The following is an 18,338-nucleotide window of genomic DNA, read 5'->3' as shown; positions in this document are numbered from 1 at the left end:
CGCGGTCTTCCAGCATCCCTTGCGAGACGAGTTCGGCGAACTGTTCCTCTGTAGAAAGGTCGCGGTAAGGGATCGACTTTCCGACCTGGAGCGACGTTTCGGCCGCCAGATCTTTCATCGTCCAGGCATCGTCGCCGGCCAGCTCAAGCACCTTATACCCTGCGAAGGTTCCGAAGTAGCGACGATCGAGAGCGCTTCTGCCGGATCGGCGCGAGAGGCGGACGCCGGGCGGCCTTCGCCGACGCTGCCGACGTAAGCCCCCTTCTTCAGCGCCCTGACGATCACCGGAATGTAGATATCGGAATAAACGCTATTCCGCATGACCGTGGTCGGTATACCCGCCTCTTTGAGCTCGGCTTCGGTGATCTTGTGGTCGTTAACCAGGGCCATGACGATGTGTCGGTGTGCAGAACGCTGGTATAGAGGATGTGCACACGCCCGCGGCCTTGGCGGCTTCGATGACATTGCTGTGATGCACGGGCCTGCCCGCGCCGACCGACGAGATGGCGGGCGCCAACGCATCCTTGTTCTCATAGTCGAAAGCTCGAACCTGGACACGCGCGTCCGACATCTTCTACGGTGACCGCACCAGTGCGATGATCTGCTTTGCGCCGATCCGCTCTTTGAGTTCTGCAACAGCGAGCTGGCCGAGTTGCCCGCTGGCTCCAGTTAATCCGATATGCATCGTGACTCTCCTCGTTTGCATATCGCGACAATAAGCAGTTTGCTATTGAGAAGTACGCACACGGAAGTAAGTATGGACAAGAAAGCAGAACCTTTATCGCGTCTAGCACGTTCATCGCGCGAGCGCGGGAACGTGCTGTCATCAGCCTGCCCCCTCGCGCTCGGTGTTAGAGAATCTCACCAGCCGATGGGGCGTGTTGGCCGCTATAGTTTTGAAGCGCGGCACCCATCGGTTCGGCGAGTTGCGTCGTGCGATCGAAGGTGTCAGTGAAAGAACGCTAACCTGGCCGATTGGATCGAGATCAGCATGCCTGAGATCAACGAGGCGCGAACAAAGCGTTGATGCGACGCTCAATTCGGGGGGCAGTTATGTTTTGGCCGAGATGCACTCTACTTGGTGCAGGAGCACTGCGCTCCCGCAGTTACGTTGTAAAATGCTATCACACGACGCCGCGTTGACGGACACGCCAACTTTCAGCTTATGTACGCTGAATCTCTAGCGATGGTGAGCGGGATCAAGGCAATGGACGACACTTTGCAAAGTCTTTCTAAACACAATCGGATTCTATGGAATTTCATCGCGATATACGCGGGCATCTCGCAGCTGGGAGACATTCTTGGAAAGCAGATCGGGGTCCGTGGGCCTCAATGGTCAATACTGACGCTATTGGAGACCTTAAATGATGGCGGTGGCGCTCCGGTGAAGGATCTCGCCGCGCATATGAATGTTGACCCATCATTCATATCTGCTCAATCCAAGGTGCTGGAGCGAGAAAGACTGATAGTACGAAGTTCGGCGCCAAACGACCGACGATTGTCTATTCTGTCACTGAGTTTGGAGGGCCGGCAGCGAATGAAGCCGGCTATGGTGACTCGCGACAGAATTCAGTCGTTCATCGAGCAGCCGCTGGACAAGCAGTCCCTTAAGAACTTGGAAGAGTATTTAGACCGGATTCAGAGCCGGCTTACGAAAGCGATCGCCTTGGCAGGCATCGGGGAGTAGCTGGTAGTTGCTCTTCAGGCTATGGGCCACCTGGTAACTCGCTCTAGTCAGGTAAATCTAAGGTTCACCACATAAGTCAGGCAGGTCACTCGATCCGCACAGGCCACCTACACCTGCGACGATCGACTGGCATTTCCTTCATCTTCGGCGCCACCGTCGGACCGTCCTCCGATTGGGCTGCGGCCACTGCCTTGAAGTAGTGGGGCAGACCGGTATAGTGCTGCTCGCTGCATCGTCGGCATCTTCTTCATTCGCTCGAGGGAAGCGCTCCAGCCAACCGATCCCTGCAAATGTCCCATGTCAACTCATTGTCAAGCATGGTCTAGCGCTCAACAGTTGCTTGAAAAATCCTAAACTATAGCTGGCCGAACATTCCGTTTCCGATTGTCGCCGTTGATGATTGGGACATCGGCAAGGTCTGCTTTCGAAACTTTGCAAGCACAGTTGCGAGATTCCGACGAGCCAGAGATTGGATCCCAGTATGGCCCATACGGAATCGCCGCTTCAACATTGAAAATCAGCGCGCCGTGGTCCGGGCCGTCTAGCTCAGGATACCACCAACCCATTCCGGTGGCGACCATGCCATTGGAGACTTCGTCAGTGATGCGAACCTTCAAACAAACGCGGGCAATACCCTTGGGTGTTTCGATCCAAGCCCAGTCGCCATTTTCGAGACCACGCTTCGTAGCGGCCTCGGGATTAATACGAAGCTCGGGCGCATTGGCAACTCTGCGAGACCAGGGATGGTTTCGGAAACGAGAATGATGAAGGGCCATTGTGCGAATGCCGGTCATAAGTATCAAATCGAATTGAGGATCAACTTGCGCATAGCTCGGTGCTTTGTAGCTAGGTAGTGGATCGTAGCCGGCCGCGCGCAATTTGCTTGACGCAAGTTCCACTTTTCCGCTCGGAGTTTTAAAACCAGTTTGTTGGTAGGATTCGTAGGTATTCGGAATCGGGATAAAGCCGTTAGCACAGACGTCATCGAAAGTTAGACCGGTTTCCGCGAGCTGGTAGTCAATAAAATCGCGATGCGTGTTCCAAGGCATGAGTTCAAACTCAATTAAATCGCGCTTGCGTAGCGCGTCGCGAAGTCCAATAGCGATTTCGACGTCAGTTCGAGCCTCTCCGCGTGCCGGGGTTGCGGCTTGCATTGCTGCCAAGCTGGACCCCTCGACAAATACGGCTTCTTCTTCCAGTAGCGTTGTCTTCGGAAGAATGTAGTCAGCTAATTCGGTAGTTGGCGTCATTTGATCGCTGGATGTGATGAACAGGTCAAGACCGCGCAGCGCCTTTATCGTTTCTTGCATACCCGGATAGGTGCATACAATGTTCACACCGCTCGCATAAAGAGCGCGAACGGGATAGGGCTCGCCAGCGAGCATTGCTTGAATGACGGACGGATTATGACACGCCCGTCCCCAGCTGTCTGGGCCTGACCAAAAGGGATAATCGCTGGCGCCGATTATTTCTGCTTCGCGCTCGGCGGGCATACGAAACGCCGGATCGTGAATGAAGCTGTTGTACTCACGAAAGCCCGGTACTGACTTCGGTATGCGGTTCGTGCCCGGTCTGTCGATGTTGCCCGTAATAGCCAGCAGGTTGCTGAAGGCAAGGGCTGTGTAGACCCCGTTCGCTTGTGCATCAATTCCATGTCCCATCAGGAGGGAGCCCGGCCGGGTCGTAGCAAAAATTCGGGCCGCTTCAACGATGCTCTCAGCTGCTACACCCGCTATTTCAGCTGCCACTTGCGGTGTAAACTGAGCGGATCTCTCTCGTAGTTCATCTAAACCGACCGTCCATTCGCTTACGAAGTCCGCGTCGGTCAAATCTTCGCTTAAGATCACGTTGGTCATGGCCAGCGCAAGCGCGACGTCGGTGCCGGGTTTAGGCGCGAGCCATATGTCAGCTTGTTGAGCTATCGTGGATCGACGCGGATCGATTACGATGAGCTTCGCACCTGCTTGCTTAGCTGCCTTCGCATTCATCCACTCGACAATATTGGAATCGGAAGGACTCTTACCTACTGACAGGATGCATTTTGAAACTTTAAGCTCCTCGCCGGGTAGGCCCGGAATGCCAGATAGAACGCCGGCAGTCGAACGACAACCTTGGCAGAGGTCTTGGTTGATCATGTAGTTTGGCGACCCTAAGCTCCGTAGCAGGACAGCCATAGCAACCCCGCGATCATAGAACTGGTTCGATACTGCCCCTGCAATCGATTTTCTCCCGTAGCTTCTAACGACGTCTTCCAGACGCCTCGCGATCTCGTCGAATGCCTGGTCCCACGTGATACGGGCAAAATGCCCATCACCTCGTGCGCCGATACGTTTCAAAGGGGATAGTATGCGATCCGGGTGATCAAGCGCTGTGGTGGCGGCGTTCATCCCTTTCACGCAGAACGCACCCCTTGAGTGCGGGCTGGCAGGATTACCAGACACACGCACAATCTTCTCATTCTCCAGATGAATGAGCGAGCCGCATCCGATGTAGCATTCTTTGCAGGTGCTCGGGATTGCTTGAGTAGGCATAAATTGTCTCCCGGCGTTTAAGACGACATTGTTCGAGATTGATCGGCCGTGAGGACGCGGCAAATATCGAGCATCTCTCGAACGTACGTCAATTTTTCGCGAGGCTTGTTAAGAAGCGAACCGGCGGCGATCTCCGCTGCGTCGATAAGATGCCAGTCTGCTAATGATGTTGTCCGAATCGCTCGGGCTGACAACATATCAACCAGGCCCTGAGCGCCAGACTTCAAACCAAACGTCAGTGTCTGAAAGTCAGAAAGAAGCTTTTCTACGGTTGCCATGCTATCGGCCCGATTCGTGCCGATGATGCCCGTGGGTCCTCTTTTTATCCAACCAGTTGCGTAAACACCGTGGAGCTGCCTACCGCGGTCATCAATCACACGACCGTCTAAATTTGGCACTTTGCCGAGGCTTATATCAAAAGGGAGGCCGTGCATTGGCTTTCCGCGATACCCAACGGCGCGAAGTACCAATTGGCAGGATAGAGTGTATCTAACATCCGTCATTACGGCTCGTTGACTGAAGGGATCCCCAGAAAGCTCTGTCCGCGCAAATGTCATGCCATCGACTCTCGTATCGCCTGTCAAGGCCACCGGTGCCAAATTGAAAAGGAAATGGCATTTTCTCTTCGCATCCGGGTCGGTGAGCGAAGCGAAGTTGCGCAGAATTTCAAGATTCATTGCGGTTGTGCGGCCTAGTCGGTCGTTTGCTTCAATTTGGCTTGCTTCATTGAGCGCAAGGTCTGACTGTCGCACAATAGGACAGCAGGCCACGATATTCCCAAATTCGCGAAGCTCCGCCGATGTAAACTTGGCTTGCGCAGGGCCGCGGCGGCCAACGATATAGATTTCTTTGATTCGACTCTCTGCAAGGACCTCAATAGCGTGGCTCGCTATGTCGGTTGAGCGAAGTGTATCTACGGGCTTAGATAGGATTCTGGCAACGTCCAGAGCCACATTTCCTTGACCGACAACAACGGCAACCTCGCCACTGAGATCAAACGTCAAATCGCGATAATCTGGGTGTCCGTTGTACCAACCGACAAATTCCCTAGCTGCGTTCGAGCCTAGTAGTTGCTCACCGGGAATACCCATTCCTTGGTCCTCACATGCGCCATACGCGAGGATGACAGCGTCGTGAGTGAGCAGGATATCTTGTATGCTGGCTGTTCGGCCGACATCTACGTTGCCGATATAGTGAAACCCGTCCATCCTCGCGATCTTTTCAAAGATCGCGGAGGCCTGCTTGAGCTTTGGGTGGTCTGGAGCCACGCCACTTCGCACTAACCCGTGTGGGGTAGGAAGGCGCTCGATCATCGTGACTTCGCAATGGGCAGCGGATCTCAACAGAGATTCGGCAGCGAAGAACCCGCTGGGGCCTGCGCCCACGATGGCAACGCGAAGCGTGGGCGAGGCGATATCGACCACGTCAAAATCCTAGGGCCAATCGTCTGTTATCGGCGCCCGGCAACGGTTCGTGCTTACCCGTGATAACCGGACATTCGGCGGCTCTCCGTTGGTTGATCGAGATCCATTCGGCCTTATCGCCGGGCAACTCGCCTTCCATAAAAATCGCTTGAACTGGGCAGGCCGGGACGCAGGCGCAACAGTCGATGCAGGTGTCTCGATCGACGTAGACCATGCCATCGTCCGCATGGAAGCACTCAACCGGACACACCGCTACACATTCGGTGAACCGGCAAGCGTTGCAATTATCGGTAACGATAGCTGGCATTGATCACTCCACAAGTTGTCGTCGTCTGTTGCCGGTGGCGGCCAAAGCTGCCACCCTTTTCACATCAAGCGTAGTTCACGACGAGGAACTTGATGTCGGACATCTCTTCCATTGCGAACCGTGTCCCCTCTCGACCAAAGCCAGACTGCTTCCATCCACCAAATGGCATATTGTCGATACGATAAATGGAGACGTCGTTGATCATCAATCCGCCGACATCCCAATCCTCAAGGGCTTGAAACGCCCGCCGGAGATCATTCGTGAAGATGCCGCCTTGGAGGCCGTAGCGGGAATTAGATGCTCGCTCGATCGCTTCCTCAAAGGTCTTATAACTGTTGAGCGTCAGAACGGGGCCGAAAACCTCCTCGTCCTCGACCTTCATGCCAGGGCGCGTATTGGCCAACACGGTTGGTTGAACGACGGCATTTTCGCGGTACCCACCCGTTAGCAGTTGCGCACCCTCTGCAATCGCTTCGTCTATCCAGCTTTGGATACGAATTGCGGATTGTTCGTCGATAACCGGCCCGACATCAACGCCTTCATGAAGAGGATTACCAACGCGGCAAGCACGGACACTCTCCAACAGCTTCTGTTCGAACGGCTTCGCGACCGACTCGTGCACAAGGATGCGCTGAACGCCGATGCAGTATTGTCCGCCGTAAACTACCCCGCCGCGAACGCAACGTTGAGCTGCAAGTTCGAGGTCAGCATCCTCAGCGACGATGCACATCCCATTGCCACCGAGTTCGAGGGCAACCTTTTTCTTTCCTGCGATGTTCTTGATGTGCCAACCGACCTTCGCGCTTCCTGTGAACGAGACCATTGCGAAACGCTCATCTCGGACCATCGCCTCTGCGTCGGGAATTGCGCAATGGCATACTTCGAGGGCGCCTTCGGGTAGGCCGGCCTCGTCAAAGATCCGCTTGAGCAGCAGCGATGTGAGGGGGGTCTGGGGGGCGGGTTTGAGGACGACGCTATTCCCAACTGCAAGCGCCGGAGCGACCTTGTGCAAAACCAAGTTGAGAGGAAAATTGAAAGGTGCGATCGCGAGGATGGGGCCAATCGGAAAACGGCGCGAGATGCCGATTCTGCGCCGCATCTTGCTTAGCGCGTCGTTGTCGAGTTTGACGAGGTCGACCGCACGGCCGTCGCTGTCGGTTGTTTGATACTCAAAGACGGCCGCATCCACGTCTAGTGGCACCTCTTCGCCGCTGAAGCGACGGGCTTCACATGCTGCATTTGTGAGGTTGAAGACGCCACGGGACACCTCACCACGAGCGTCGTAGAGCGGCTTGCCGGCTTCGGCCGCGATTGTGTGGACAAACTCCTCTTGATCGCGCTTTAATAGCTCAGCGGCTCGCTGCAAGATGTCGGCTCGGACGAAGCGCGGAAGCTTACGCATGATGCGGTACGCGCTCTCTGACCTAAGAATAGCGCGTTGAATATCGTCATAGCTTGATACCGGCATCTCGCCGATCACCGCACCGTCGTAAGGAGCGCGAATAGAATCTGTTGAAGCGCGCCGTTCAACAATGTTAGCGGCGAGAGTGGAAGTCTGTTTTGGCATCTGTCGGAACTCCGTTCGCACCTATTGTGCGACAGGGCCCCCCGTGGCGGAATACTTCAGAAGTCACTACCGCGTTGCGGAAAACCGAACGGTCATGACGCTTTCATTGCGGCGCTTATGCGGACCAGAAACGCGCGGGCAGCCGACGAAAGCTCTCGATACCTAGAGGTAATGACGTCGACACTGGACCTCTCTGCAGCCACGTCAGACAGAAGAATCGAGTGCAAAGTTCCCGCTGCTCGTTCAGAGGCAAATGTCAGTGCGGGCATAAAGGTGACGGTATCCGAAGAGCTTACGATAGTCTTTAACAACTGAAGTGAATCCGCTTCGTACCGCACATTTAGCACAATCTTTGCGCGCGAGGCTGCTTGATCTACAAGATATCGGATGCCAAATGATCGAGCGGGAAGAGCGATCGGCATCTCTCCCAGTTCTCCGATTGTCATCTCAGTTCTGTCAGCTAACGGATGGCCGCCCCGGCAAACGATCTGTAGCGGTTGAGACATGCGTGATTGAAGCTTTAAGTCGTCCCTATCCAATACGTTGAACGCCAGTCCAATATCCGCGCGATCAGCAGAAACGTGGTCAGCGATTTCGTGCGTTCCTGCGACGATTATGTCGAAGTGAATGTTGGGATGATCATAAGAAAAGTCTGCAAGCAGCCTTGGTAAAAATTCACTCGTGGTCGCCTCAACGACTGCTAGTCTCACGCTTCCTCTACTAAGGTTGCCTAAACCATCAATTGTCGACCGAAGTTTTTGGACGCTCGCACGGCTCTCTTCCACATAGCGGAGCAGCGCACTGCCCGCGTCAGTCAGCACCATACCGCGGGAAGAGCGATTGAACAGTGGCGCACCTAGCTCTTCTTCAAGGTTGGCGATTTGCCTGCTGATTGCGCTAGGAGTGATTAATAGGTTCTCTGCCGCCTTCCTTAACGACCCAACGCCGACCACTTCGGCAAAATAGAGTATAGCTTGGCTTTGAATCACTTTGGATGGCACTCCCTGTGTTGGCGCATGCCGGTTACGTAAAGAATACCTCGTCGGCGGAGCAGGCCGCTAAGCCGGGTTCGTGACCATTCGTGGAGAGCATCCTACGACGCAGCATTGCGAAGAATCGAACACCTGGCCAGAGGCATTCTCATGTAAAAGGCCGATCTGCGTAACCTTGAGGCAGGTCAGCCAACTTTGAGAGAAGCCAAATGAAACGTTTCAAAGGCGTGTTTCCATATCTCGTGACTCCGCTGCGGGATAACGGCGAAGTCAATGTTGAAGCAATGTTGCTCCTCTGCGAACATCTTATCAACTGCGGTGTGCACGGGCTGGCCCCACTCGGATCTACTGGCGAATTTGCCTATCTACCTGCTTCCGCACGTTCTGCGGCAGTGAAGGCTACCTTGGAAGCTGCGGCTGGCAGAGTGCCGGTAATTGCAGGTGTCTCTTCGACCGCCACGGCCGATGCCGTTGAACAGGCTCGCCGATATCAGGAGATGGGCGCCGACGGTATTCTTGCTGTGCTCGAAACTTACTTTCCGCTGACCGAATCCCAGGTAGAGGGATATTTTACCGAGATCGCGGACTCGGTGAGCATTCCGGTTGTGATCTACACGAATCCCTCCTTCCAACGGTCCGACTTGACGCTGGACGTCATCGCGCGGCTGTCTGAGCATCCTCAGATTGCTTATATAAAAGACGCCTCGACGAATACTGGGCGACTTCTTTCAATCATCGAGAGATGTGGAGATAGGTTGGGTGTGTTCTCCGCTTCCTCGCATATCCCCGCCGCCGTCATGATGATTGGGGGGCTTGGCTGGATGGCGGGACCGGCATGCCTTGCGCCCCACATGAGTGTTTCACTCTACGAGCTTTGCCAAAAGGAGGACTGGAGGGGCGCCATGCGAGTGCAACGCGAGTTGTGGGGTCTGAATGAGGCGTTTGTGCGCTTTAACCTTGCTGCCTGCGTCAAGGCCGGCCTCGCCATGCAAGGATTCGACGTCGGGGCGCCGGTCAAGCCGCAGTCGCCATTGAACGCAAGTCAGGCGCGAGAGCTGCATTCGATCCTGCTGAACGTTCGCTGATTGGATCGTCGCATGCCGCAACATAAGGCACGCGGCCGATAGGCCACCACGCAAAAGGCAACTGGAACGCCCATGGTGTATCGTTTTTGTAAACGCTGCGGTTCGTCTCGCATAGTCACTGCTGAGCAATTCGGATGCTAACCTGGTTGCGGCGATCCGATGAAGAAGGCGAACACTGCCAAGTACGCGAAAGTGTCTGATGAGCTGCGGCTCATCTAAACGCATGCAGACGTTCACGTATTACAGGAAACATTGGCTGGGAAATCGTCGGAATTAGCCAACTTCGCTACGCGTGTGGTTGCGCAAGGCGGTCAGTCGAGTGCTACCTAAGATCCAACAATAACACGTTGGTCAAAAAGTGGACTCTGAGTGAGAGATTTTAGAGCTTGAGTCATGTGCGCCGGAAATACGATCTTCTGAAGTCAACGCATCATTACGCAAATGGAGTTGCATCGATGACCAAATGGCAGCCGGACCGTCGTACGGTTCTCACCGGATTAACGGCAGCGGCGACAACGAGCATCTTCGCGACGCCGCGCTCCACCGCAGCGCCAGCAGGTGCGCCAATCCGCATCGGCCATCAGTGTGACGTTACTGGTGGACTAGCCAGTTCAGGATACTGGCATCGCAAAACCATCAATATCGCAGCGAAATGGTTCAACGATCGCGGCGGCTTCGCCGGGAGACCGATCGAGATCGTTGGCATTGACAGTGAGACGAAGGTCGATATCGGTATCGCGCGCCTGCGGCAGCTATTGCAGGATCAGAAAGTCGATTTCGTCATCGGGTCTCAACACGGCGGCGTCGCGGTAGCGAGCACCGCGATCGTTAGGGATGAGCAGGTTCCATACTTCTCAATGAGCAGAAGTGAGGGTGTTACGGAGGATGCTGGAAATCCGTTTGTCTTCCGCTTGATCGTCAACTCGCGACAAACGGACGTGGCCGCAGCCAAGACGATGGTGTCGAAGGTTGGCAAGAAGTGGGCGATTCTTTACGCGGACTACATTTGGGGGCAGTCGCACAACGCGAGCTGGTCAGAAGCAATCAAGGCGTCAGGTGGAGAGGTGATCCAGTCTATCGCCTTGCCGTTGAACAGCAGTGATCCAATTTCCCACATCTCTAAGCTCAATCGTGCGGCGGACGGCGTATTCGTGGCTTTGATCGGGACGGATCTTCCAAAGGCGTTCGTGGCGCTTCCGCAACTTGGCTTTACTAAGAAGCCGGTTGTGACTGCGGACTACGTATTCGGAGCGTTCGACCCATTGAGCAACGGGAAGTACGTTGAGGGTGTCTGGGGCATGGATACGCTGCCTTGGGAGCTATCGGACAGGAACACCGCTCATTTGCGCGCCTTCAGAGACCTCCTTGGTATCGATGTGCACGGACGAGAAGCTGGTACCAACAAGAACGTTTCGGTCGGTGAGACCTGGCCGGTTTGGGAGAGTCTCTCGGTCATCAAGCTTGCAGTCGAAGGGACGGGCTGGACGCAGCGTTCTGACTCGGTGGCAGTCACGAAATTTATCGAGACCAATCCGAACTACGCCGAGGGTGAGCTGTTTCCACAAGGCCCGCTATACATTCGTCCCGCTGATCACCAGGCGTTTTGCACGATTGATCTGTTGCAGATCGAGAACGGAAAGATATCGCTTCGGGAATCGCTTCCGCCCGAAGCCGGGAATTATCCGACCAAGATGAAACTGGCATCCAAGTAAGCCGATGATCGAGAAAGGTGTCTCCGCGTTGCTCGAGATCAAAGGCGTCACGAAGAACTTTGGCGCGCAAAGTGTTCTGCGTGGTGTCGAGATGTGCGTTGCACCTGGTACGGTGCACGCGGTAATCGGCCCCAACGGAGCCGGGAAGACGACGTTGGTAAATGTGATCACCGGTGTCCATCAGGCCTCAGCAGGGCATATTGCATTCAACGGAGAAGCGATGACGAACCTAAGCGTTCATCACCGCGCTCGTCGCGGTCTCGCGCGGACCTTCCAGATCACGAACTTGTTTGGAGATCTAACCGTTCGAGAAAATGTAGCTGTTGCGATCGCCGGCGCTCGAAAACATCGATTCAGCCGTCTTTCCCCGGAAGAAGTTTCGATAGCGCAGCGGACGACAGCTGAACAGTTGCTCGAAGAGGTCGCACTAGGCCACGCCGCAAACCGCAAAGCAGATGTCCTGTCGCACGGAGATCAGCGATTGTTGGAAGTAGCAATTGCATTGGCATGTCAGCCGAAGATGCTGCTTCTCGACGAACCCAGCGCAGGCATGAGTCCTTCGGAAACTCAGGCCTTCATATCCTTAGTGAACTCCCGACTTCGCGGAAAGGTGACGATCGTCCTGATCGAGCACGATATGGCGGTCGTCTTGGGCACTGCCGACAAGATCTGCGTGCTCGCTGCCGGCGCTGTTCTCGCAGACGGGGAACCTTCGGAAATCATGAAGAACTCGTTTGTTAGGGAGGCTTATCTTGGCCGTGCTTGAGCTAGAAGATCTTCATGCCTACTACGGCAAGTCTCATATTCTGCAAGGGATTAATCTGAGCCTAGAGTCGGGGCGTGTGATCGGAATTCTTGGTCGTAATGGCGCGGGAAAAACGACCCTTCTCCGAGCGATTATGGGCCTCGCGCCCCGTGTTCATGGCTGTGTCAAGCTTTTCGGCACAAGTATCGACGCGATGCCGACCGACGCACGTGCGCGCGCTGGCTTAACGCTCATGTCGCAAGACATGCGTGTTTTTCCGGAATTGTCAGTCGAAGAAAATTGCCGGACCGCTGCATGGACGGTAGATGACGCAATGCCGTTCGATGAAGTTATTTCAATCATTCCTGAGCTGAAAGAGCACATCCGCCGTCCTGCTGGTCGTTTGAGTGGGGGGCAACAGCAGCTCGTTGCGATCGCGAGAAGTCTAACCGTTCGCTGCAAGGTGTTGATGTTGGACGAGCCTACTGAAGGTCTAATGCCGTCGATCGTGGACAGGGTCGGAGAGATTGTTAAGGCATTGGCGGATAAATCCGTCGCGGTGTTGCTTGTAGAGCAGAACGTCGAACTCACGCTTTCGACGTGCACTCATCTTTATTTCCTGGAAAAGGGCAAGCTTGTAGCAGACGGCACTCCTAGCAGCGTGGTCTCGAAAGGAATGCTAGAGCGATACTTGGGCATCAACGGCGGCTCTATTCACTAAGAGCGATTATTGAAAAAGGGTGATGAGCATATGGCCTGGGACCAAATTGTCTTCGAGCTTATCAATGGCGTTGTATGGGGGCTTGTGTTGAGCGTAATTGCGCTTGGTCTCTGTCTTATCTATGGCTTGATGGGGGTCATCAACCTCGCCCACGGATCCCTTTACATGGTCGGAGCGATGACCGCTGCCTACCTAATCAACAATCATGGAATGAATTTCTGGCAGATACTGCCTGTATCAGCGGTTGTGGTAGGCATTCTGGCGCTCGGGCTAAACAGCGTTGTGCTGGAGCGCGTATTAAATCGCGACCCGGCGATTGGTCTGTTGGCGACGGCGGGTGTGTTTCTAACTCTCGACAACGTTGTACTGGCGTTGGTCGGCGCGGATCCGCAAAGTGTGATCCCGCCGGTTTTCGACGTACTTGAGTTTGCGGGAGTATACTACCCAATCTATCGCATCATTGCGGCGGTGATCGCCTTGGCGTGCCTTGCGGCAGTTGCTTTGTTTTTGCACTACACGAAATATGGGCTCTGGATGCGGGCAGTTCCACAAGCGCGTGATTTGGCGGCAGTAACGGGCATTCCAATACGTCGGGTCAATGCAGCCACGGTCGCATTGGCTGGAATCACGGTCGGGCTTGCGGGTGCGCTCGCAACCCCGATTAGCGGCGCCCATTTTCAGATGGGCCTTTCGGTCATTGCGGCGTGCTTCATCGTTGTTGTTATCGGAGGGATGGGCAACTTGGTCGGCGCCGTTGTTGTTGCGGTTGCCTTTGGAGTGATCAAAGGACTCTACAGCACTGCCTTAAGTCCAACGTGGTCGGAAGTAGCTGCACTTTCGACGTTGTTGTGTGCTCTTTATTTCAAACCGAACGGAATCTTCGGGAGAAAATCATGAATGCTCGTCGCTGGAGCGGTGTTCTCCTGAACGTATTGCAGTATGGCGCGGCTGTGGTCCTTCTGTTGGCGCCCGTGATCTCAACCGACTACTGGAGGTTCTTTTTCTTTCAGATGGTCGTGATGGCCTACATCGCCGTCGGTTTCGATTTGAGCTATAACTACGCGCGCATCCTGAGCTTCATGCATGCGGTCTTTTTCGGTCTCGGAGCCTATTCTGCGGTACCGTTTGTCTCGACGGCCGCGTGGTCGCTGCCAGCGGTCGTCGTTGCTGCTGTTGTTTGCACAGGCGTTCTCGGTTTGATCGTCGCTGCTGTATTGGTCCGAATGGAGAACCACAATCCAACTATTGCGACTGTGATAATCTCGTCTGTCGTCCTTCTTGCGGCGAACGCGATGCCGGAAGTAACAGGCGGAGATGATGGGCTTCTGATCAGCGCGCCAGCGATCGGCGCGCTGGGGCTTCAGATTGGCATCGGCCCGTCCATTCCACTATACTATATCGCGGCAATTCCATTGGTGGGCATTGCCGTTGCGCGGCTACTATTGCGAAAAAGCGAAATGTGGACTCTTGTCCGAGCTGTTGCCCAGAACGAAATTCGGGCGCAGCAGCTGGGTTTCGACGCCCGTTTGTGGCGGCTTGTCGTGTTCTCCATTAGCGCCGCGATCGCTGGACTCGGCGGGGCATTTTACGCCCTTATGATGCGACACGTCGGCACGTCCAATTTGGAGGTCGGCCTATCCATTAATGCGATTCTGTATTCTGTCGTTGGAGGGCTTGGGACTGCAGTCGGGCCATTGATTGGCGTATTGGTCATTTATCCGATCACCGAGGTGATTTCTCTTTATATCCTTTATGTCCCGATCCTCATCGGCATTGTTCTGACTGTCGTTTCGTTGTTCTTCTCAAAAGGTGTCATTGGATCGCTTCAACGGTTTAACGAAGATGCGGAAGACGGACAAGCAACTGCTGGTACTATGCGTATATCAGCTGCTGAAGTTGCTGTTAACGGAAGACCTCATTGAATTGGTAGTGCGGTCGCTGCCGATCGGTGAAACGTCCGCGCCAGCGATCGATTCTCAGGTGCAGATACTGAACGCGACGGGCGCGGGCGTGTTTCTCAACTTTCCGCTCCGAAATTCTCGGCGCAAGCCATAAAACGGGTCGCCGAGACCCAGTGGAACCATCTGCTGAGCGACGCGTCGGAATCGCTCGCCATTCGCGGGCTTGACATCTACGTCTTTGGCGCACGCCTGGCCCCACTCGAGTTATTCGACTTGTGGTCAACTTTCCGCCAGGAGGCGCGCCCGACTTGCTCGCACGCCTCGTGGGCCAGACCTCACGGAGGCGTTCGGCCAGCCGGTGGTCGTCGAGAACAAGAGCGGCGCCAACGGAAATCTTGGCGGGGAATCGGTGGCCCGAGCTGAGCCCGATGGCTACACCTTGCTTATGTCTTCGGGTAGCATGGTCGCCATCCATCCGCATCTATACGCTAAAATGTCTTTCGATCATCGAAGGATCTTGTCCCCGTCGCCTCCGCCGCGCGCGTCCCATTCTATCTGGTAGTTCGCTCAGAAACATCCTTGCGCGATTTCAAGGCCTTTCTGGCTGATTCCGCGTCGCACGCGGCTGTACATGCTTTGCCGCGGAGCGGGACTCCGCGGCGACCCGTCGGCTACATACTTGAAGTCAGCTTGAATCGACATCTTTGCTGGAGTTTCGGCGTCCCAGGACGCTGCAGGTGTATTGTGCCTGGGCCGACCTCTTTCACCGGTTGACGTCAACTACGACCCTTCCACGGATCTGTCCATCCATGAGGCGTCCCGCGGTGCTTTGAACATCGTTGAGTCCGATTTCGATCATCGTCGCTTCCAGCTCTGCTTGTGTCAGTAGCGAAGCGAGACGATCCCAAGCTTCGACACGCTCCGATTTCGGACGGGTCACGCTGTTAATTCCGAACAGCGCAACACCGCGTAGGATGAACGGGGCGACGCTCGCCGGGAAATCCAAGCCTTGCGCCATGCCGCACGCGGCCACCGCGCCATCAGGCTTGATCCCCGCACACACATTGGCAAGCGTATGGCTGCCGACGGAGTCGATTGCTGCGATCCATCGCTCCTTTTGCAGAGGCTTACCGGGCTGGGAGAATTGCGCCCGGTCCACGACTTCGGCGGCGCCAAGGCTCTTGAGGTATGATTCCTCTTCCGGCCGCCCGGTTGAAGCCACAACTCTGAAACCGAGCTTATGCAGTAGTATGATCGCGATGCCTCCGACGCCGCCGCCAGCGCCGGTCACCAGAACATCGCCGCTTCCGGGCCGAATGCCGTATTTTTCGAGAGCCATGACAGACAGCATGGCCGTGTAGCCTGCCGTGCCAATAATCATCGCGCGACGGGAAGACATCGACGTCGGCAGCTTGATCAACCAATCGCCCTTGACCTTTGCACGTTGTGCCAGGCCACCCCAGTGTTGTTCGCCGACACCCCAACCGTTGAGGACTACGCGGTCGCCGGGCGCATAGGCCGGGTCTGAGCTCGACGACACCGTGCCAGCGAAATCAATGCCGGGAACCATGGGGAAAGTCCTGACGATCGGACCCTTGCCGGTGATCGCCAGACCGTCCTTGTAGTTCAACGTGCTGAACTCGACGTCGACCAACACGTCTCCTTCGGGAAGACGGCCTTCTGGAAGTTCGACAACATCGGCGCGGTATCCTTGTTCGTCCTTTTCGATCAGTACAGCTTTGAACAATTGACGCTCCTTTTCATGGTTTCTTCTTCGTCCCAGCCTTTGGCCGATCTGGACGGGGCAGGCCGGCGACAAATCCGGCAATGAAAGTGTCGAGTGGAGTACCGTTCTTAACGAGGCGCGCCCGCATCACTGCGCCTTCCCAACCGATCCAAAAGAACTCAGCCAAGACATCGCAATCCGCGTCCGGGCGAATCTCGCGGGCATCGCGCGCAAGTTCGAGACAACGCGCAACTTTGCGCTGCCATCCAAGGACGATTTCGTTCAGCAGCGACCGATAATCGTCCGGCAAAGCCTCGACTTCCTGACTGAGGTTTCCGACGAGGCATCCGCGGGCATAGCCGTACTTGGCCATACCCCGTTTGGCATCCTCGACGAACGCGCGCATGCGCTCGGAAGGCGCCAGTCGCTCATCATCCAAAGCGCGATCAAGTTTGCGATGAAAGAAGGCATCATAGGCCTTCATGACCTCTCGGCCGAAATCGGCCTTGCTGTCGAAGTAATGGTAGAATGAGCCTTTCGGCACGGTCGCGCGGCGTAGCAGCGCATCCAGACCCGTGGCTGCGAACCCTTGTTCCGTCAGCACTTCCATTCCGCAACGAAGCAGAACGTCCTTTGTCGGCACGTAGCCAGCCGCGCGCCGGTCCGCACCTATTGTTGTCCCCGGATTATCGTTGCTCTTTGTCATCGCCCCACCATTAGACCGATCGTCTAGAGCATTGCAGTTGGAATGGCAAATTGGCGGACGCGAAGAACTTCTCGTGATTTCGCTCGAATAAAGGTATTTGCTGCGACAAAATGCAGTTTGCGTAGCATTTCAGCATCAGATGGTGAGACAATGTGCGGTTTTGCATTGCGTCATCGTTGTTTCGTTCTTGACACAAAGTGTCCTCGGACCGAAGGTCGGGGGTCCTTCGAGAAAGGTGTTTCCTGATGCAGGTGTTCAGAAAATCAACCCAATTAGCGGCCGTGTTCTGCCTCGGCCTTTTGTCTGCTCCAGCGAGTGCCGCCGACGCCTATCCCTCCAAGATGATCAAGCTGATCGTCGGGTTTCCGCCGGGCGGACCCACGGACATTATGGGGCGGGTCATCGGGCGTCTCCTTTCAAAGGAGTTGGCGACGAACGTTATCGTTGAGAACAACGGTGGGGCGGGTGGTATGATCGCCGCTTCCAACGTCTCGCGCGCTGCGCCAGATGGTTACACTCTGCTTGTTGCGGTAGAGTCCTCGAACACCCGCGCTGCCGCGCTTTATCAAAGCGTGCGCTATGATCAGCAGAAGGGCTTCACCTACATCCGCAAAGTCGCAAAACAGCGAAACTTGCTGGTGGTGAATCCAAAGCTTCCGGTTTCGAATTTCACCGAATTTCTCACGTACCTGAAAGCCCATCCAGGTCAGGTTAATTTCGGCGGAACGTTCGGCGCCACGTCCCATATCGGCGGAACGCTGTTCGACATGACCTACGATACAAAGATGTCGTTCATCAATTATTCGGGCGGCAACCAGCCGATTACGGATACCATATCGGGCGTGGTTGAGGCGGGCTTCTTTACGGAGGCGACCATCGCAGAACACGTTAAGGCCGGTTCGCTCAAGGCCATCGCGGTGACGGCGAGCGAGCGGTCGCCAGCGTTCCCCGATCTTCCGACCGTCGAGCAGGCCGGAGGCAAGCCACTGGACGTCTCGCCGTGGTTTGGAGTCGCTGGCCCAGCGAACATGCCTTCGGACATCGTGGCGAAAATTGGCGCGGCTCTCGATAAGGGAGCAAGCGATCCAGAATTTCTCGCCCACTTGGCCACGCTCGGCGCCACGCCGATTCAGGGGTCGACGGCGGAGAGCTTCACCGCCGACGTCGGACGCGAAGAAGCGTTCTGGAATAAGTGGGCCAAGGACGTCGGAGCGCCTCTTCAGAAATAGCGTTC

At 55.5% G+C, this 18,338-nt stretch carries 18 protein-coding genes; 10 read left to right on the top strand and 8 right to left on the bottom strand.

The features are described from left to right. Positions 1-114: 114 nt before the first annotated feature. A complete protein-coding gene (locus AC1DUY_RS04755; RefSeq protein ID WP_478112607.1) occupies positions 115-390 on the bottom strand; it encodes a hypothetical protein in 276 nt (91 codons plus the stop codon). 458 nt (positions 391-848) lie between these two features. Between AC1DUY_RS04755 and AC1DUY_RS04750 the strand changes: the two genes are divergently transcribed. Continuing rightward, a complete protein-coding gene (locus AC1DUY_RS04750; protein ID WP_478112605.1) occupies positions 849-1,184 on the top strand; it encodes a winged helix-turn-helix transcriptional regulator in 336 nt (111 codons plus the stop codon). A gap of 23 nt (positions 1,185-1,207) precedes the next feature. Further along, on the top strand, positions 1,208-1,687 hold the full coding sequence (locus AC1DUY_RS04745) for a MarR family winged helix-turn-helix transcriptional regulator (protein WP_478112603.1): 480 nt from the start codon (positions 1,208-1,210) through the stop codon (positions 1,685-1,687). Between the two features lie 350 nt (positions 1,688-2,037). Here the strand turns inward: AC1DUY_RS04745 and AC1DUY_RS04740 are convergent, their stop codons facing one another. From AC1DUY_RS04740 to AC1DUY_RS04720, 5 genes are all read right to left on the bottom strand, one after another. Continuing rightward, the gene (locus AC1DUY_RS04740; protein WP_478112601.1) at positions 2,038-4,218 is read right to left on the bottom strand and encodes a molybdopterin-containing oxidoreductase family protein; all 2,181 of its coding nucleotides are present in this window, start codon (positions 4,216-4,218) and stop codon (positions 2,038-2,040) included. 17 nt (positions 4,219-4,235) lie between these two features. Continuing rightward, positions 4,236-5,642, bottom strand: a complete 1,407-nt coding sequence (locus AC1DUY_RS04735; RefSeq protein WP_478112599.1) for an FAD-dependent oxidoreductase — start codon at positions 5,640-5,642, stop codon at positions 4,236-4,238. A 1-nt stretch (position 5,643) separates the two neighbouring features. Beyond that, entirely contained in the window at positions 5,644-5,856 is a 213-nt protein-coding gene (locus AC1DUY_RS04730; protein ID WP_478112597.1) for a ferredoxin family protein, read from the bottom strand. Between the two features lie 157 nt (positions 5,857-6,013). After that, complete coding sequence (locus tag AC1DUY_RS04725; RefSeq protein ID WP_478112595.1) at positions 6,014-7,516, bottom strand: aldehyde dehydrogenase family protein; 1,503 nt, start codon at positions 7,514-7,516, stop codon at positions 6,014-6,016. 92 nt (positions 7,517-7,608) lie between these two features. Beyond that, positions 7,609-8,505: a LysR family transcriptional regulator gene (locus AC1DUY_RS04720; protein WP_478112593.1), complete on the bottom strand. Its 897-nt coding sequence runs from the start codon at positions 8,503-8,505 to the stop codon at positions 7,609-7,611. Between the two features lie 212 nt (positions 8,506-8,717). On the opposite strand from AC1DUY_RS04720, the gene AC1DUY_RS04715 reads away from it, so the two are divergent. The 7 genes from AC1DUY_RS04715 (at position 8,718) to AC1DUY_RS04685 (ending at position 15,234) form a co-directional block, all read left to right on the top strand. After that, the gene (locus AC1DUY_RS04715) at positions 8,718-9,593 is read left to right on the top strand and encodes a dihydrodipicolinate synthase family protein (RefSeq protein ID WP_478112591.1); all 876 of its coding nucleotides are present in this window, start codon (positions 8,718-8,720) and stop codon (positions 9,591-9,593) included. Between the two features lie 455 nt (positions 9,594-10,048). Beyond that, positions 10,049-11,305, top strand: coding sequence for an ABC transporter substrate-binding protein (locus AC1DUY_RS04710; RefSeq protein ID WP_478112589.1), 1,257 nt, complete (start codon positions 10,049-10,051; stop codon positions 11,303-11,305). 4 nt (positions 11,306-11,309) lie between these two features. Further along, on the top strand, positions 11,310-12,071 hold the full coding sequence (locus tag AC1DUY_RS04705; protein ID WP_478112587.1) for an ABC transporter ATP-binding protein: 762 nt from the start codon (positions 11,310-11,312) through the stop codon (positions 12,069-12,071). After that, positions 12,064-12,771 (top strand): ABC transporter ATP-binding protein, encoded by a 708-nt coding sequence (locus AC1DUY_RS04700; protein WP_478113363.1) that lies wholly within the window; start codon positions 12,064-12,066, stop codon positions 12,769-12,771. The genes AC1DUY_RS04705 and AC1DUY_RS04700 overlap by 8 nt, the downstream gene beginning before the upstream one ends. Before the next feature lie 9 nt (positions 12,772-12,780). Next, the gene (locus AC1DUY_RS04695) at positions 12,781-13,668 is read left to right on the top strand and encodes a branched-chain amino acid ABC transporter permease (protein WP_478112585.1); all 888 of its coding nucleotides are present in this window, start codon (positions 12,781-12,783) and stop codon (positions 13,666-13,668) included. Then, on the top strand, positions 13,665-14,693 hold the full coding sequence (locus tag AC1DUY_RS04690) for a branched-chain amino acid ABC transporter permease (RefSeq protein ID WP_478112583.1): 1,029 nt from the start codon (positions 13,665-13,667) through the stop codon (positions 14,691-14,693). The genes AC1DUY_RS04695 and AC1DUY_RS04690 overlap by 4 nt, the downstream gene beginning before the upstream one ends. Before the next feature lie 202 nt (positions 14,694-14,895). Then, complete coding sequence (locus AC1DUY_RS04685) at positions 14,896-15,234, top strand: tripartite tricarboxylate transporter substrate-binding protein (RefSeq protein ID WP_478112581.1); 339 nt, start codon at positions 14,896-14,898, stop codon at positions 15,232-15,234. A gap of 201 nt (positions 15,235-15,435) precedes the next feature. Here the strand turns inward: AC1DUY_RS04685 and acuI are convergent, their stop codons facing one another. Then, positions 15,436-16,419, bottom strand: coding sequence for an acrylyl-CoA reductase (NADPH) (gene acuI, locus AC1DUY_RS04680; RefSeq protein WP_478112579.1), 984 nt, complete (start codon positions 16,417-16,419; stop codon positions 15,436-15,438). A 13-nt stretch (positions 16,420-16,432) separates the two neighbouring features. Continuing rightward, positions 16,433-17,104 (bottom strand): acrylate utilization transcriptional regulator AcuR, encoded by a 672-nt coding sequence (acuR, locus tag AC1DUY_RS04675; protein WP_478112577.1) that lies wholly within the window; start codon positions 17,102-17,104, stop codon positions 16,433-16,435. Positions 17,105-17,349: 245 nt separating this feature from the next. Here acuR and AC1DUY_RS04670 point away from each other — a divergent pair, with 245 nt between their 5' ends. Further along, positions 17,350-18,333, top strand: coding sequence for a Bug family tripartite tricarboxylate transporter substrate binding protein (locus AC1DUY_RS04670; protein WP_478112575.1), 984 nt, complete (start codon positions 17,350-17,352; stop codon positions 18,331-18,333). The last annotated feature ends 5 nt before the right edge of the window (positions 18,334-18,338 follow it).

The sequence above is a fragment of the Tardiphaga sp. P4_G1 genome, from assembly GCF_056401215.1.
The sequence above is the reverse complement of the archived record's forward strand: the minus strand, read 5'-3'. Positions and strand labels throughout refer to the sequence as shown.

Excerpts from the sequence above, each read along its gene's own strand:
- AC1DUY_RS04710 (WP_478112589.1), top strand. The coding sequence starts at position 10,049 with ATGACCAAATGGCAGCCGGACCGTCGTACGGTTCTCACCGGATTAACG.
- AC1DUY_RS04745 (WP_478112603.1), top strand. The coding sequence starts at position 1,208 with ATGGACGACACTTTGCAAAGTCTTTCTAAACACAATCGGATTCTATGG.
- AC1DUY_RS04715 (WP_478112591.1), top strand. The coding sequence starts at position 8,718 with ATGAAACGTTTCAAAGGCGTGTTTCCATATCTCGTGACTCCGCTGCGG.
- AC1DUY_RS04705 (WP_478112587.1), top strand. The coding sequence starts at position 11,310 with ATGATCGAGAAAGGTGTCTCCGCGTTGCTCGAGATCAAAGGCGTCACG.
- AC1DUY_RS04740 (WP_478112601.1), bottom strand. The coding sequence starts at position 4,218 with ATGCCTACTCAAGCAATCCCGAGCACCTGCAAAGAATGCTACATCGGA.
- AC1DUY_RS04670 (WP_478112575.1), top strand. The coding sequence starts at position 17,350 with ATGCAGGTGTTCAGAAAATCAACCCAATTAGCGGCCGTGTTCTGCCTC.
- AC1DUY_RS04730 (WP_478112597.1), bottom strand. The coding sequence starts at position 5,856 with ATGGTCTACGTCGATCGAGACACCTGCATCGACTGTTGCGCCTGCGTC.
- acuR (WP_478112577.1), bottom strand. The coding sequence starts at position 17,104 with ATGACAAAGAGCAACGATAATCCGGGGACAACAATAGGTGCGGACCGG.
- AC1DUY_RS04725 (WP_478112595.1), bottom strand. The coding sequence starts at position 7,516 with ATGCCAAAACAGACTTCCACTCTCGCCGCTAACATTGTTGAACGGCGC.
- AC1DUY_RS04755 (WP_478112607.1), bottom strand. The coding sequence starts at position 390 with ATGGCCCTGGTTAACGACCACAAGATCACCGAAGCCGAGCTCAAAGAG.
- AC1DUY_RS04690 (WP_478112583.1), top strand. The coding sequence starts at position 13,665 with ATGAATGCTCGTCGCTGGAGCGGTGTTCTCCTGAACGTATTGCAGTAT.